Genomic DNA, 14,646 nt, shown 5'->3' on the forward strand with positions numbered 1-14,646 from the left:
GGGCTTTCAACATGAAACATCGTTATTTGCCGATGACCGACCAAGATATTCAAGAGATGATGAACGTAATTGGCGTATCTTCCATAGATGAACTTTTTTCAGATATCCCGGAAAGTGTACGATTTGATGGAGAACTGAAAATCAAACAAGCAAAATCTGAATCCGCATTAATGCGTGAGTTAAGTGATCTGGCTGCGAAAAACAAAGACTTGAGAAAGCATGCTTCCTTCCTTGGAGCAGGTGTGTACGACCATTACATGCCAGTCATCGTGGACCATGTGATCTCCCGTTCCGAGTTCTATACGGCATACACCCCATACCAGCCGGAAATTTCCCAAGGGGAGCTGCAGGCAATCTTTGAATTCCAGACGATGATCTGCGAACTCACTGGCATGGATGTAGCAAACTCCTCGATGTATGATGGCTCGACTTCCTTCGCAGAAGCGGCAATGCTTGCTGCAGGACATACAAAGAAAAAGAAAGTCCTGATCTCAGGTGCTGTTCATCCGGAAGCGAAGGCAGTGGTAAACTCCTACGCAAAGGGCCAATACATTGAAGTGGTTGAAATTCCGACGAAGAATGGTGTGACAGACGTTGCGGCACTCGAAGAAATGATGTCAGATGAAATTGCAGCGGTCATGGTTCAGTATCCAAACTTCTTCGGTCAGATCGAACCGATGCAGGAGATCGAAAAGCTTGCACACTCTGGTAAGGGAATGTTCGTTGTCTCCTCTAATCCGTTGGCACTTGGAGCGTTGACACCTCCTGGTAAATTTGGCGCAGATATCGTAACAGGTGATGCACAGCCATTCGGTATCCCGACACAATTCGGTGGACCACATTGTGGTTATTTTGCGGTAACAACGAAATTGATGCGTAAGGTTCCTGGTAGATTAGTAGGGCAGACAGTCGATGAAGAAGGCCAACGCGGTTTTGTATTGACACTTCAAGCGCGTGAGCAGCATATCCGCCGCGATAAAGCGACTTCCAATATCTGTTCAAACCAGGCATTGAATGCACTGGCTGCTTCTGTTGCGATGACAGCCCTAGGGAAAAAAGGCGTCAAGGAAATGGCTGTACAGAACATCCAAAAAGCTCAATACGCCAAACGCACAATGGAAGCTGCAGGATTGGAAGTTACCTTCAGCGGACCATTCTTCAATGAGTTTGTCGTGAAGCTTTCCACTCCTATCAAAGAAGTGAACCGTAAGCTGCTTGATAAAGGAATCATTGGCGGTTATGACCTGGGGACGTACTACCCTGAGCTTGAAAACCATATGCTGATTGCAGTAACAGAACTGCGTACAAAAGAAGAAATTGACACACTAGTGATAGAATTGGGGGATGGCAGCCATGAATAAGCAAGATCAACCACTTATTTTTGAACTTTCCAGAGAAGGCCGCATCGGCTACAGCCTGCCTGAAAATGATGTGCCTGAAGTAGATTTAAACGAGCTATTCCCAAAAGAATTCATTCGTGAAGAAGCACCTGAGCTTCCGGAAGTATCAGAACTTGATATCATGCGCCACTACACTGCGCTGAGCAACCGTAACCATGGGGTGGATTCCGGATTCTATCCACTAGGTTCTTGTACAATGAAATATAACCCGAAAATCAATGAAAATGTCGCGCGTTTCCCGGGCTTTTCCCATATCCATCCCCTGCAGGACGAGTCGACGGTCCAAGGTGCGCTTGAATTGATGCATGACCTGCAGGAACATTTGATTGAAATTACAGGAATGGATGAAGTGACCCTTCAACCGGCTGCCGGTGCCCACGGTGAGTGGACAGGATTAATGATGATCCGTGCCTACCATGAAGCAAACAACGATACAAAGCGTACAAAGGTTATCGTGCCAGACTCTGCGCACGGTACAAACCCTGCTTCAGCAACAGTTGCTGGACTTGAAACGATTACGGTAAAATCGAATGAAAATGGTTTGGTGGATTTAGAGGATCTTCGCAGAGTGGTTGGGGAAGACACGGCAGCACTAATGCTGACGAACCCTAACACACTTGGACTGTTTGAAGAAAATATTCTCGAAATGGCGCAAATCGTCCATGAAGCGGGCGGAAAGCTCTATTATGACGGTGCCAACCTGAACGCCGTTCTAAGTAAGGCTCGTCCTGGGGACATGGGCTTTGACGTGGTTCACTTGAACTTGCACAAAACCTTTACAGGACCTCACGGAGGCGGCGGCCCGGGTTCAGGTCCAGTTGGAGTAAAAGCGGACTTGATTCCTTACCTGCCTAAACCGCTAGTCGTGAAAAAAGAAGACGGAAGCTTCGGCTTTGACTATGATCGCCCGGATTCCATCGGCCGCGTAAAACCGTTCTACGGAAACTTCGGTATCAACGTTCGTGCCTACACGTATATCCGTTCCATGGGGCCGGATGGGTTGAAGGCTGTCACGGAATATGCTGTATTGAATGCAAACTACATGATGCGTCGCCTGGCAGAGCATTTCGACTTGCCGTTTGACAGACATTGCAAGCATGAATTCGTATTATCCGGTAAGCGCCAGAAGAAGCTTGGCGTCCGTACGCTCGACATCGCAAAACGCCTGCTCGACTTCGGCTACCATCCGCCAACAATCTACTTCCCATTGAACGTGGAAGAGTGTATCATGATCGAACCGACGGAAACGGAATCAAAGGAAACCCTGGACTCCTTCATCGAAGCGATGATCCAGATCGCCCGCGAAGCCGAAGAAAATCCGGAAGTCGTGCAAGAAGCACCGCACACAACCGTGATTAAGAGATTAGATGAAACGCTGGCGGCGCGTAAGCCTGTGTTGCGTTACCAGAAAGAAGCGTAAGCAATGGGGCCTGGCCCCTTGCAAAGATAGCGGGGACAGGTTCCTTGTCCTACATAGCAGCGGCCCTTGGGAGGGGCCGCTGCTTTATTCTTTTTTCGGAGTTTATTGGGCGTGGGCGGGGATTTAATGTTTTTGTCGTCAGATAGATTATAAAGGATTTTTGGACAGATTAATGGACATTTCTGGATTTAGCGGGCTTTAGGATAGATTAATGGAGAAAGTCGCTAAATTATGGTGGAGACTCGATAAATTAAAGTCGAATGATACCCTCACTCCGGTCAAAGCACGATAGTGAGGGAATCAAAAGCATGGAATGATACCCTCACTCGGCTCAAAACAAGATAGTGAGGGAATCAAAAGCATGGAATGATACCCTCACTCGGTTCAAAACAAGCGAGTGAGGGAATCAAAAGCATGGGATGATTCCTCCACTCGGCTCAAAACAAGCGAGTGAGGGAATCTAAAGCATGGGATGATTCCTCCACTCGGCTCAAAACAAGCGAGTGAGGGAATCAAAAGCATGGAATGATACCCTCACTCGGTTCAAAGCACGCTAATGAGGGAATCAAAAACTTACAGATGTTACCCTTCGCAGCAGTAGAACTTGCGATTTTCGTTATTCCCACGAAACATAACCTGCGTTATAGAGCAACTCCCATGTAGGTACTAAATCGTAGATTCCACAAACAATAAACTCAAAGTTTTTAGGATATTTTACAAAATTGATGTTGCCGCTTTTTTATTCATCCAATACATGCATCATGCCTTTCAACACACCGATGTGGGAAAACTGATTGCCACGTCCTCCTACTTCAGCTGGGTAACCTACTACCCATTACTTAAAAAACTTTCCAATCATCATATCATTTCTCATTTTCCCCTCCACCAAGTATGATTAATAGTAGAAACAAAGGGAGGGATCACGAATGTATTACGTAAAAACCTATGAAGCAAGGGAAGAACTGCTGAACCTACTCGACGGGCTTGAAGAGGAAACGCTCCATGCTAAAAAAAGTCCGGAGCTGTGGTCTGTAAGCGAAAACGTGGAGCATCTTTACCTGATAGAAAACAAGATTGTAAACGGTCTCAAAAAAGCGATTCAAGCAAAACTTGCTGTGGAAGAAAAAGAACTGAACCTGAAGAAAATCCTCGCAAACCGTACATACAAGGTGCAAGCCCCGGAAGATATTGTACCATCCGGTCATCCCTACACAAAGGCGGAGCTCTTGCAGTTACTTGAACAATCGAGAGCAAACCTTAATAACTTCATCCAAGAAGCTGATGACGAATCCCTGCATGCCTACGGGTTCAGCCATCGCTGGATTGGCGACCTCTCTGCCCAGCAATGGGTACAGCTGATCGGCTTCCATGAAAGAAGGCATATCGATCAGATAAAAGAATCCATCCAATAGAGTATAAAAAAGAGCACTCACATTCACCATGTAAGTGCTCTTTGCTATTAGTTCTTTGTTCTGATCTTTCCGCCCCATTGCTTGAAGCCACCTTTTAGCTGATAAAGCTTTGTGTGGCCTTGTCTTTTCAGCATCTGTGCTGCACGGCCGCTGCGCAATGTGTTTTGGCAGTAGATGTAGACTGGTTGATCGTTGCGAATCTCTTTGCTTCTCATTTTAAGTTGAGAAAGAGGAATGTTTCTAGCTCCAAGGATGTGTCCGCCTTCATATTCCTTTTGTTCGCGAACATCAATCAGCTGTGCTTTGCGATAGCCGGAACGAAAATCCTCTTCAGTTAGAGTGGTAAGAATTTTGCGTTGGTAGAGGAACATGATCACCGAATAGGCAATGATAGCTCCCAAAACTCCTAATAAAACGTACAATGCTGACAACCCCTCTTTATCTTAGTATTCCAAAGTATATTATATAAAAGCTTGGACAAAATGTCATCCTTTTACTAAAGCTGCAACAAAAAACTGCCAAGCTTTAACTTTGAATTACTGGTGTTGATTTGTTACACTAAATCATCATACATAATAAAAGAGGTACATCCTATGACAAAAGAAATTTGGAGATATATTGATTCAAAGGAACAGTCTCCCGCCTTTAACATGGCATTGGACGAAGCGCTGCTGGATTGGCATAGCGCAGGCAAGATTCCCCCGACCATCCGGTTCTATGGATGGAATCCACCGACTCTATCAGTTGGTTATTTTCAAAAAGTGGATAAAGAAGTGAATATGGATCGTGTAAAGGAATTGGGGCTTGGTTTTGTCCGGCGCCCGACAGGTGGACGAGGCGTGCTTCATGATAAGGAATTGACCTACAGTGTCATCGTTTCCGAAGATCATCCAGAAATGCCTCGCTCCGTAACGGAAGCGTATCGCGTCATTTCAGAAGGAATACTTGAAGGATTTAAAGCGCTTGGGTTGGATGCCTATTTTGCTATCCCCCGGACGGAAGAGGAAAAGGAGGGCTTGAAAAATCCAAGGTCCGCCGTATGTTTTGATGCACCGTCCTGGTATGAGCTCGTGGTAGAAGGCCGTAAAGTGGCGGGCAGTGCACAGACTCGCCAGAAGGGTGTCATACTGCAACACGGCTCCATACTACTCGAAATAGATGAGGATATGTTGTTCAGCCTGTTCAACTATCCAAGCGATCGCGTCAAGGAGCGCATGCAGAAAAACTTCAAGAACAAGGCTGTGGCGATCAATGCGCTGAGGGAAACCCCGGTGACGATAGAAGAGGCGAAGGAAGCCTTCTATAAGGGATTTGAAAAAGGCTTGGACATAAAGCTGGAGCCATATGAACTATCGGAATCCGAACTTGAGGAAGTTCAGGCAATCATGGATAGTAAATATTCGACAGATGAGTGGAATTATAAAAGGTAGCGGGGAATTTTTTTCTCGTTATCTTTTTGTTTTAGCCTAGATATAGTAGGGTACTAAAAATGTGGCGCGCTTTTAGGTAGTAGTCAACCAAAAAAAAATAAAAAATATTTTTCTTGCAAAAGGAAAGAATTTCTTGAAAGGTTGATACATAAACCTCGCTATAATTCGTGAAATTACGCAAGTGACAAAATACGTCATTATACGAGATTTTGTCGAAGTAATCTCTGTTTTCCTCTCTCAATCTCATTTATTTGATTGTTTTTCCATTTGACAAATAATGATTTATTAGCCCGAAAATCAATATGTAGTATTGTCGAAAAAATGTCAGACACTATATATTGATATTTTATATGAAGGTATGATACCTTATCTGTACACACAATTTTTACTGAAGTAAATGTTGGTAGAACTACTAGTTTTAGAGGAGTTGTAATAATGACCATTGCCACGAATGAAAACAAACCGAAAATCAATGTTGAACGATTGAATCAGGATATCAACTTATTCCCACAAGTACATCCTATTACAGAGGACATGACAACGACGCACCGAGGTGTTTCCCGTCTAGTGATGCTCGATCGTTACGCATTCAAAGATACAGAAAAAGTAACCTTGACAGCTGGAGATTTTGTTGTATTGACGATCAAGGAGGATCCGAAATTCCCAGCAAGAGGACTAGGTTATATTCAAGATATAGACTGGTCTACCAAAAAAGCTTCCGTATTAATTGAAGAGGAGTATCGTGGAGTTTTGACTAGACAGGGCGAAGTGGAGACTGGTGTCGTGGTACGCACACTGGACGTCATCGAGAAGCCGCTTGAAGTGTTTTACGAACAAATCGCCAAACGTAATGCAACAGGATTAGCTGCAGCTGAAACGACGGAAGAGAAGCGCCAGGAATGGTTCGGAAAGTTCTACCATGAGCTTGTCAACCTCAACTTTGTACCTGCAGGACGCGTATTGTACGGAGCGGGAGCGGATACCGACGTAACGTATTTCAACTGCTATGTGATGCCGTTTGTCCAGGATTCACGCGAAGGCATTTCCGAGCACCGCAAGCAGGTGATGGAGATCATGAGCCGAGGCGGTGGGGTAGGAACGAACGGATCTACTCTACGTCCAAGAAATGCCCTGGCTAGAGGAGTAAACGGAAAATCATCCGGAAGTGTTTCCTGGCTGGATGATATTGCGAAATTGACGCATCTTGTGGAGCAGGGTGGATCAAGACGTGGAGCACAAATGATTATGCTGGCAGACTGGCATCCGGACATCGTGGAATTCATCATCTCCAAAATGCAAAACCCAAGAATTCTACGCTACCTTATCGAAAATACAAATGATGAAAGCATCAAAAAAGCGGCAGAGGACAAGTTGAAATTCACTCCCCTGACAGATCAGGAAGTTACGATGTACCAATCAGTCACAAACTTCAAGCACATTCCTGGCTATGGTGGATTCACAGAACAGATCATCAGAGACGCAGAGCAGAAGTTGAAAGTGGGCGGAACCTATACGGTGCACAATCCGGAATTCCTGACAGGTGCCAATATTTCCATCACGCTGACAAAAGATTTTATGGAAGCTGTAGAAAATGATGTGGATTACGACCTGCGCTTCCCTGATGTAGAGGGCTACGATAAAGAGGAAATGGAAATCTACAATAAGGAATGGTCGGAGGTTGGCGACGTTCGTGAGTGGGAGAAACTTGGACATAAGGTACGAGTGTACAGAAAAATCAAGGCAAAAGAGCTTTGGAACCTTGTGAACATCTGTGCCACCTACTCTGCTGAGCCTGGTATCTTCTTTATCGATAATGCCAACGATATGACCAATGCGAAAGCGTACGGACAAAAGGTTGTAGCAACGAACCCATGTGGGGAACAACCCCTCGCACCATTTTCCGTCTGTAACCTAGCTGCAGTAAACCTTGCAGAGATGGCAGATAAAGAAACAAAGACCGTCAACTTCGAAAAGCTGAAGCAAACAGTGGAAGTCGGTGTGAGAATGCAGGACAACGTGATCGATGTAACACCTTATTTCCTTGAGGAGAACAAAAAGCAGGCACTTGGCGAGCGTCGTGTCGGATTAGGTGTCATGGGACTTCATGACCTATTGATCTACTGCGAAACGGAATACGGCTCCGAAAAAGGAAATGAGCTTGTGGATCAAGTATTTGAAACAATCGCAACGACAGCATACCGTGCTTCTGTTGAGCTTGGAAAAGAGAAGGGAAGCTTCCCATTCTTACAGGGTGCAACAGAAGAAGAAACGAACCGTCTACGAAAAGCATTCACGGAAACGGGCTTTATGAGCAAAATGCCTGAAGATATTAAAGAAGGCATTCTTACGTCCGGAATCCGTAACTCTCACCTGCTGACAGTTGCACCAACTGGTTCTACCGGAACAATGGTAGGTGTGTCAACAGGACTTGAGCCATACTTCTCCTTCTCCTATTTCCGAAGCGGACGCTTAGGGAAGTTCATTGAAGTGAAGGCAGATATCGTGCAGGAGTACTTGAATGCCAATCCGGAAGCAGATCCGGAGAACCTGCCTAACTGGTTCATCTCTGCGATGGAATTGGCTCCTGAAGCTCATGCGGACGTGCAATGCATCATCCAGCAATGGATTGACAGTTCCATCTCCAAAACCGTAAACGCACCGAAAGGCTATACAGTTGATCAGGTGAAAAAAGTGTATGAGCGACTTTACAAAGGTGGCGCAAAAGGTGGAACGGTTTACGTGGATGGGAGCCGTGACTCCCAAGTGCTGACCCTGAAAGCTGAAGAAAACACGATGGATGAAGAAAGCGAACAGATCCAAATGGAAGATGTCGTGAAAAAACCTGTTGTGCTGGTGGAAACAATCAATGATCTTCGTTCCACAAACGTGCAATTCGGATCGGAAGTCGGAAACACATGTCCGGTATGCCGCATCGGAACGGTAAAGGAAATCGGTGGATGCAACACATGTACAGATTGTGGTGCACAGCTGAAGTGCGGACTATAAAATATTAAAGTGAAAGACCTATTCGCTCAGTTCGAATAGGTCTTTTATTTTTAGGAAGTACTCATCAATCCCTTTTTTCATACATTATCCTAAAAGGGGGAATGCCTAATGTGGCAAATGAAAATACCATACCTGATCGGACGGCCAATCGGTGTATCCTTTATGAATGGCACAGGCACCTCGGGAGTCCTATGCAGCGCCGATGGTCAAAAGCTTTATGTAATGGAATATCTATATCATACACAGTTCGCAATCAAGCAATATGAGTACCAGACAATACAGGATATCCTGCCTTTTCCTGGCTGTCAATGAGCTCTATTAAAAATGTCCCCCAGAGATTGTTGTTCTTGGTATTGGATGACGAAATTGCAATAAATACCGAATTAATTAATTATTTTGCTTGCCCCCTGTTGATTGGAGTGCAAGGCATGAGACTCCTTGAAAATGCAAGCATTTTCTGCGTGCGATGTATCGCTTCCGCAGCCTTCTTTGTCCTGCGGAAGCAGCGTGTCGAGGGAGACCCCGCAGGCGCAATAGCGCCGAGGAGGCTTCTGAGACCTTCCTGGATAAGCGAATGCCTGGAACGGAAATCAACAGGGGTGTTTAACGGAGTCACAAGAATTATGTATCATATAAAGAACATTAATGAAAGACTGAAATCTTCGAACCTTTCTACATAACTTGTCAGTAGCGCCAAGTTAATGTATCATTTTAATGACGGTTACGATCGTGGATTGGAAATGGAGGGATATTATGCCTACCCCAAGTATGGAAGACTACATAGAACAGATTTATATGCTAATTGAAGATAAAGGATATGCGCGTGTATCAGACATAGCCGAAGCATTGGCGGTACATCCCTCTTCAGTAACGAAAATGGTGCAAAAGCTTGATAAAGATAAGTATCTGATTTATGAAAAATACCGAGGTCTTGTGTTGACTTCCAAAGGCAAGAAAATCGGAAAGCGTCTCGTCTATCGCCATGAGCTTTTGGAACAGTTTCTGCGGGTAATCGGTGTGGACGAGGAGAACATCTATGAAGATGTGGAAGGCATCGAGCATCATCTGAGCTGGAATGCAATTGATCGCATAGGGGACCTTGTCCAATACTTTGAAGAAAATAAAGAGCGAACAGAGGCTCTTCAGATCATTCAAAAACAAAACGAAGAAAATCAATAAAAGGTCAGACCAGGGGTATTGCTCATTGGTCGACCTTTTTTCTTTTGGACAGTTATAATTCCCATTCCCTTACATAAAAAAGGTTATAAAGGTTTTTGGTTGGAAGGGAATGGAGGGAGACAGTTGGTGATTGATGGAGTGTTTTCCGGTGGGGGGATTAAAGGGTTCGCGTTGATTGGGGCACTTCAAGCTGTGGAACAACGGGGATTGAAATTTCAACGTCTTGCAGGAACAAGCGCCGGTTCCATCATAGCTTCCTTTGTTGCTGCGGGCTATACAGCGGATGAGATATATAAGATGCTAGGGGAGACGGATGTCTTAGATTTCCTGGACCAGCGAAGAACGTTCCTGCCTTCCCCTGTAGCAAAATGGCTTTTGCTATATTGGCGGTTGGGATTGTACAAGGGGGAAATGCTGGAAAGCTGGGTAAAAGAGAAACTGGCAGCAAAGGGAGTGCATACTTTCGCCGATCTTCCCGGGCAGAAATTGCGGATTATCGCTTCTGATTTGACAAGCGGGAGAATGGCTGTCCTGCCTGATGACCTGTCTAGATATCAAATCGATCCATCCAAGTTCTCGGTTGCGAAGGCAGTGCGGATGAGCTGTAGTATCCCTTATTTTTTTGAGCCGGTGAAAATAAAGGGGAAGGGTATCTGTCATCTATTTGTGGATGGTGGCGTGCTAAGCAATTTCCCTATCTGGCTATTTGATAATGATCGAATCCCGAAAATTCGACCTGTACTTGGAATTAAACTGAGCGCCAAGCAAAGGGATTTGCCTGTGAATAAAATAAATAATGCCATCACCATGTTTGGTGCACTATTTGAAACGATGAAGGATGCCCATGATGCAAGATACATCGACAGGCGACATGAAAAGAACATCATCTTCATTCCGATGGACCACATTGCAGTCACGGAGTTCGCCCTGACTGAGGAAAGAAAAAGGGGATTGGTGGAAATAGGAAAAAAAAGGGCAGAAGCATTTTTGAGAACATGGAGTTTTTGATTTTTCGCATAAAAAAATCGGTCCGTTTAAAAAAACGCCCGATTTTTTTTCTTGCCCTTTTTCCCTTCAATGACTGTCAGGTGGGAAGAGCTTCTTCTTTTTTGTGCAGAGGATTTTACGCCAGTTCTATCTTTGCCAATGAGGGGAGTCACATTGGTTTTCGGTTTCGCCGCTGGGTATTTCTTTTTGGATTGCTTAACTGCCTTGCTGTATCTTGCATCCGTCTTACCACCACCGATTCTGCCTTGAATGAAATAACGGAAGACGAGATAGAGGACAGTTGCCCCCCAACGATTAAAAGAAGGCTTTTGAATAGTCCTCCGGGATTCTGAAACAGCTGGATAGCAAGGTAGAATCCAGCCAAAGATAGCAGCATGATTAAAATCGGTTTGCCAAAGCCTCGTTTCACCCTAGTCACCTCCCTGGTCGTCTGTTAGAAAAGTGTTTCCGATAATTTAAGTTTGTGTAAATAGTATATTTTATAGGATAAGGCTTGTTGCGGATTTTTATACTATTTCTTCGGTATTCTTTTTCTCTGAATCTTGTTCAAGCTCTAAAAGTTTATTAAAAGAATGGATTGCCACTTCCACTTGATCATCAGAAGGCTCTTTTGTCGTAAGGAGCTGTAGCCAAAGTCCAGGGTATCCCAGTACTCGCAGTACAGGCACTTCACGAACCTTGTTTGTAAGCTGCAGCACTTCAAATGAGATACCCAGTACTACTGGAATCAATGCCAATCGATTCACTACACGCAGCCAGAGCGGATCGTGAGGAACAGTCAGATAGATGAAGAATCCGACGATGACCGTGAAAAGGATGAAACTGCTGCCGCAACGGTAATGAAGTCTTGACTGCGCCTGAATATTGCTTACAGTTAATTCTTTCCCGTTTTCATAGGCGTTAATCACTTTATGTTCCGCACCATGATATTGAAACACTCTTTTCACAATCGGAGTGAAAGAAATGAAATATATATAGGCTAATAGGAGCATCAGCTTAAAGACGGTTTCCATTAATACTTGTGCAAATTTCCCTGGAAGATAGGGACTTGTCAATTCTGCCAGGAAAACGGGAACTAGTGTGAAAATGAATTTTCCAAAAAGGAAGGAAAGAATACCGACCGCTGCGACGCTCAAGATCATTTCGAGTTTGGAAGTTTCCTTTTTGTTATAAATGACCTCTTCGTCCTGACTTGGGTCCACATCATAACGTTCTGTAGAGAAGTTCAGATGCTTGGAGCCGTTTCCGGCCGCTTCCACAATTGCTACCACACCTCTCAGAAACGGGATTCGCTTCAATTTCTGCAATGTGGGGTTTGTTTTTCTCGGAACATGTAAATACTCGATGGACTCATCTTTTCTGCGGATGGCAGTTACGTAGTGACGTTTCCCGCCGAACATAACACCTTCCACCACAGCCTGTCCACCATAGACGGGTTTTGATTCATTTGACATATAGACACCAACCTAACTTATTCTAAGAAGATAAAGATTTCCTATTTACTAATATTCTACCTGAATCTTGAAAAAACCTCTACTCTCGTTCCTTTTCATTTTTTTAAATTATCATGAATGGTTCTTTTTTATAATGGAAAGATATGTTTATAAGCTATTTGGAGAGGGAGTAATACGTGTATGAGTGAAAATGAAAACCAAGAGCTTGAACAGAATAAACGTGAGCAGCCAATGAGCTTTATGACAAAGGTGATGGTAACAGGCTTTGTTGGGGGGATTTTCTGGAGTTTGATCGGATTTTTCGCCTATTTGTTCCATTTTACAGAAATAAGTCCAAACGTGGTGCTGCAGCCTTGGGCTTTGGGCGATTGGAAAAAAGGGGTGCTGGGGTATATCATCAGTTTTATCCTGCTTGGCCTGTTCGGTATCGGCGCTGCGCTTATCTATGCTGCTACACTAAAAAAATTCAGGCATTATTGGATAGGAATCATCTATGGTATTGTACTATGGGGTGTTGTATTCTTTCTTCTGAATCCCATGTTTCCATCCATTAAGACTGTCCCGAAGCTGACTCTTGATACAAATATCACGAATATTTGCCTTTATATTCTCTTCGGTGTTTTCGTCGGCTACTCCATTTCCTTCGAACATTCTGAAATGGTGACACAAAAGCAGCAGCAACAGGACCAGCCCTCAGCAAATAGGTAGTAGGAAAAGGTGGAATGTGATAGAATGTTCAGTAATTGGACATTCTTTTTTACGTGTTCATATTTGTTAAAAGGAGTCATGATATGCGCCTACTTGTGGTGAATGGACCGAATCTCAATCGACTTGGTCTAAGAGAGCCGGCAATCTACGGAAAAGAAACATTAAAGGATTTGGAAAAGCAGCTGGAAAGCTTGGCTACGGAGATGGGGATCTCGATTGACTGCTATCAGAGCAACCATGAGGGCAATCTGATCGATAAGCTGCACGCCGCGGACGATGCCTACGAGGGAGTCGTGATCAATCCCGGTGCATTTACGCATTATAGCTACGCAATCCGTGACGCCATCGCAAGCATTTCGATTCCGGTAATGGAAGTACATATTTCAAACATACATAAGCGTGAAGAGTTCCGTCATACATCCGTCACCGCGCCTGTCACATACGGGCAGATAGTCGGCCTTGGGTTGTATGGCTATCACTTGGCAGTACAAGGGTTGGTAAGGATAATTAAGGGGGAGTAAGAGAATGGAAAAATTAACGAAATTAAGAGAGAGCTTTCAAGAGTCGAACATCGATGCATTATTGGTGACGAGTGGAAAAAACCGTCAATATTTAACAAGCTTTACAGGCAGCGCTGGAGTAGCGGTCATTACCGAGGATAAAGCGGTATTCATCACCGATTTCCGTTACACCGAGCAGGCGGCAAAGCAGTGTGAGGGCTTTGAAATCGTCCAGCATAAAGGCGGACTTGTGGATGAAATAGCTGCGGTTGTTAAAGATCTCGGTATCAACAAGCTTGGTTTTGAGCAGGATCATGTTACATTCTCTAGTTATTTAAGCTATAAAACGACCATCAAAGCGGATCTTGTACCGGTTTCCGGCGTTATTGAAAAGTTACGCTTGATTAAGAATGAACAAGAGATTAAGATATTAAAGGAAGCTACGCAGATTGCTGATGCAGCTTTTGAGCATATCATCACGTACATAAAGCCTGGCCTTACAGAGCTGGATGTTTCCAACGAGCTTGAATTCTTCATGAGAAAACAAGGTGCGGTGTCATCCTCTTTTGATATTATCGTTGCCTCCGGGTATCGTTCTGCCCTGCCGCATGGTGTTGCATCAGACAAAATCATTGAAAAAGGTGAGTTTGTCACGCTTGACTTCGGTGCCTATTATAAAGGCTATAACTCCGATATTACGCGTACCCTTGCAATTGGGGAACCAAGTGACGAATTGCGCAACATCTACAACGTCGTATTGGAAGCTCAATTGAGAGGGATGAAAGGCATCAAGCCTGGCATGACTGGTCGTGAAGCGGATGCCTTGACTCGTGATTATATTACGGAAAAGGGTTATGGCGAGTACTTCGGGCACTCAACCGGACACGGACTGGGAATGGAAGTGCATGAAGGGCCATCCTTATCGGTGAAATCCGAAACTGTATTGGAACCAGGAATGGTGGTAACCGTGGAACCGGGTATCTATGTTGCTGGCCTAGGTGGAGTTCGTATCGAGGATGATACGATTGTCACAGATTCCGGCAATGAATCTCTGTCCTATTCCACAAAAGAACTTATTATTTTGTAAAGGTAATCTCTTATCTTGGTGGAGTAGACTGAATCTCTCAGG

Annotated in this window: 14 protein-coding genes; 11 read left to right on the forward strand and 3 right to left on the reverse strand. The window is 44.5% G+C overall.

Going from position 1 to position 14,646, the window contains the following annotated elements:
- The first annotated feature begins 11 nt into the window (after positions 1–11).
- From gcvPA to ABN702_RS04990, 3 genes are all read left to right on the forward strand, one after another.
- Entirely contained in the window at positions 12–1,361 is a 1,350-nt protein-coding gene (gcvPA, locus tag ABN702_RS04980) for an aminomethyl-transferring glycine dehydrogenase subunit GcvPA (RefSeq protein ID WP_417899653.1), read from the forward strand.
- Complete coding sequence (gcvPB, locus tag ABN702_RS04985) at positions 1,354–2,820, forward strand: aminomethyl-transferring glycine dehydrogenase subunit GcvPB (protein ID WP_417899654.1); 1,467 nt, start codon at positions 1,354–1,356, stop codon at positions 2,818–2,820. Before gcvPA ends, gcvPB begins: the two co-directional genes overlap by 8 nt.
- Positions 2,821–3,746: 926 nt before the next feature.
- Complete coding sequence (locus ABN702_RS04990) at positions 3,747–4,232, forward strand: DinB family protein (protein ID WP_417899655.1); 486 nt, start codon at positions 3,747–3,749, stop codon at positions 4,230–4,232.
- 47 nt (positions 4,233–4,279) lie between these two features.
- Here ABN702_RS04990 and ABN702_RS04995 read toward each other — a convergent pair whose 3' ends face one another.
- Positions 4,280–4,603, reverse strand: a complete 324-nt coding sequence (locus ABN702_RS04995) for a rhodanese-like domain-containing protein (protein ID WP_386636032.1) — start codon at positions 4,601–4,603, stop codon at positions 4,280–4,282.
- A 222-nt stretch (positions 4,604–4,825) separates the two neighbouring features.
- On the opposite strand from ABN702_RS04995, the gene ABN702_RS05000 reads away from it, so the two are divergent.
- The 5 genes from ABN702_RS05000 (at position 4,826) to ABN702_RS05020 (ending at position 10,855) form a co-directional block, all read left to right on the forward strand.
- On the forward strand, positions 4,826–5,662 hold the full coding sequence (locus tag ABN702_RS05000; protein ID WP_417899656.1) for a lipoate--protein ligase family protein: 837 nt from the start codon (positions 4,826–4,828) through the stop codon (positions 5,660–5,662).
- Positions 5,663–6,097: 435 nt separating this feature from the next.
- Positions 6,098–8,668: a vitamin B12-dependent ribonucleotide reductase gene (locus ABN702_RS05005; RefSeq protein WP_417899657.1), complete on the forward strand. Its 2,571-nt coding sequence runs from the start codon at positions 6,098–6,100 to the stop codon at positions 8,666–8,668.
- 108 nt (positions 8,669–8,776) lie between these two features.
- Positions 8,777–8,980: a hypothetical protein gene (locus tag ABN702_RS05010; protein ID WP_417899658.1), complete on the forward strand. Its 204-nt coding sequence runs from the start codon at positions 8,777–8,779 to the stop codon at positions 8,978–8,980.
- 441 nt (positions 8,981–9,421) lie between these two features.
- Positions 9,422–9,847, forward strand: coding sequence for a transcriptional regulator MntR (mntR, locus tag ABN702_RS05015; protein WP_417899659.1), 426 nt, complete (start codon positions 9,422–9,424; stop codon positions 9,845–9,847).
- Between the two features lie 123 nt (positions 9,848–9,970).
- A complete protein-coding gene (locus ABN702_RS05020) occupies positions 9,971–10,855 on the forward strand; it encodes a patatin-like phospholipase family protein (protein ID WP_417899660.1) in 885 nt (294 codons plus the stop codon).
- A gap of 148 nt (positions 10,856–11,003) precedes the next feature.
- Here ABN702_RS05020 and ABN702_RS05025 read toward each other — a convergent pair whose 3' ends face one another.
- Positions 11,004–11,264: a hypothetical protein gene (locus tag ABN702_RS05025; protein WP_417899661.1), complete on the reverse strand. Its 261-nt coding sequence runs from the start codon at positions 11,262–11,264 to the stop codon at positions 11,004–11,006.
- Between the two features lie 97 nt (positions 11,265–11,361).
- Complete coding sequence (locus tag ABN702_RS05030; RefSeq protein ID WP_417899662.1) at positions 11,362–12,309, reverse strand: DUF1385 domain-containing protein; 948 nt, start codon at positions 12,307–12,309, stop codon at positions 11,362–11,364.
- Between the two features lie 180 nt (positions 12,310–12,489).
- Here ABN702_RS05030 and ABN702_RS05035 point away from each other — a divergent pair, with 180 nt between their 5' ends.
- The 3 genes from ABN702_RS05035 (at position 12,490) to ABN702_RS05045 (ending at position 14,604) form a co-directional block, all read left to right on the forward strand.
- Positions 12,490–13,017 carry a YqhR family membrane protein gene (locus ABN702_RS05035; RefSeq protein WP_417899663.1) on the forward strand — a complete coding sequence of 176 codons (528 nt, stop codon included), beginning with the start codon at positions 12,490–12,492 and terminating at the stop codon, positions 13,015–13,017.
- Positions 13,018–13,100: 83 nt separating this feature from the next.
- Complete coding sequence (aroQ, locus tag ABN702_RS05040) at positions 13,101–13,538, forward strand: type II 3-dehydroquinate dehydratase (protein ID WP_417899664.1); 438 nt, start codon at positions 13,101–13,103, stop codon at positions 13,536–13,538.
- A 4-nt stretch (positions 13,539–13,542) separates the two neighbouring features.
- Positions 13,543–14,604 carry a M24 family metallopeptidase gene (locus tag ABN702_RS05045; protein ID WP_417899665.1) on the forward strand — a complete coding sequence of 354 codons (1,062 nt, stop codon included), beginning with the start codon at positions 13,543–13,545 and terminating at the stop codon, positions 14,602–14,604.
- The last annotated feature ends 42 nt before the right edge of the window (positions 14,605–14,646 follow it).

Source organism: Bacillus haimaensis (assembly GCF_048270625.1).
Classification (GTDB): Bacteria; Bacillota; Bacilli; order Bacillales; family Bacillaceae_I; genus Sutcliffiella_A; species Sutcliffiella_A haimaensis.

Excerpts from the sequence above, each read along its gene's own strand:
- aroQ (WP_417899664.1), top strand. The coding sequence starts at position 13,101 with ATGCGCCTACTTGTGGTGAATGGACCGAATCTCAATCGACTTGGTCTA.
- gcvPA (WP_417899653.1), top strand. The coding sequence starts at position 12 with ATGAAACATCGTTATTTGCCGATGACCGACCAAGATATTCAAGAGATG.
- ABN702_RS05045 (WP_417899665.1), top strand. The coding sequence starts at position 13,543 with ATGGAAAAATTAACGAAATTAAGAGAGAGCTTTCAAGAGTCGAACATC.
- gcvPB (WP_417899654.1), top strand. The coding sequence starts at position 1,354 with ATGAATAAGCAAGATCAACCACTTATTTTTGAACTTTCCAGAGAAGGC.
- ABN702_RS04995 (WP_386636032.1), bottom strand. The coding sequence starts at position 4,603 with ATGTTCCTCTACCAACGCAAAATTCTTACCACTCTAACTGAAGAGGAT.
- mntR (WP_417899659.1), top strand. The coding sequence starts at position 9,422 with ATGCCTACCCCAAGTATGGAAGACTACATAGAACAGATTTATATGCTA.
- ABN702_RS04990 (WP_417899655.1), top strand. The coding sequence starts at position 3,747 with ATGTATTACGTAAAAACCTATGAAGCAAGGGAAGAACTGCTGAACCTA.
- ABN702_RS05005 (WP_417899657.1), top strand. The coding sequence starts at position 6,098 with ATGACCATTGCCACGAATGAAAACAAACCGAAAATCAATGTTGAACGA.
- ABN702_RS05010 (WP_417899658.1), top strand. The coding sequence starts at position 8,777 with ATGTGGCAAATGAAAATACCATACCTGATCGGACGGCCAATCGGTGTA.
- ABN702_RS05035 (WP_417899663.1), top strand. The coding sequence starts at position 12,490 with ATGAGTGAAAATGAAAACCAAGAGCTTGAACAGAATAAACGTGAGCAG.
- ABN702_RS05000 (WP_417899656.1), top strand. The coding sequence starts at position 4,826 with ATGACAAAAGAAATTTGGAGATATATTGATTCAAAGGAACAGTCTCCC.
- ABN702_RS05030 (WP_417899662.1), bottom strand. The coding sequence starts at position 12,309 with ATGTCAAATGAATCAAAACCCGTCTATGGTGGACAGGCTGTGGTGGAA.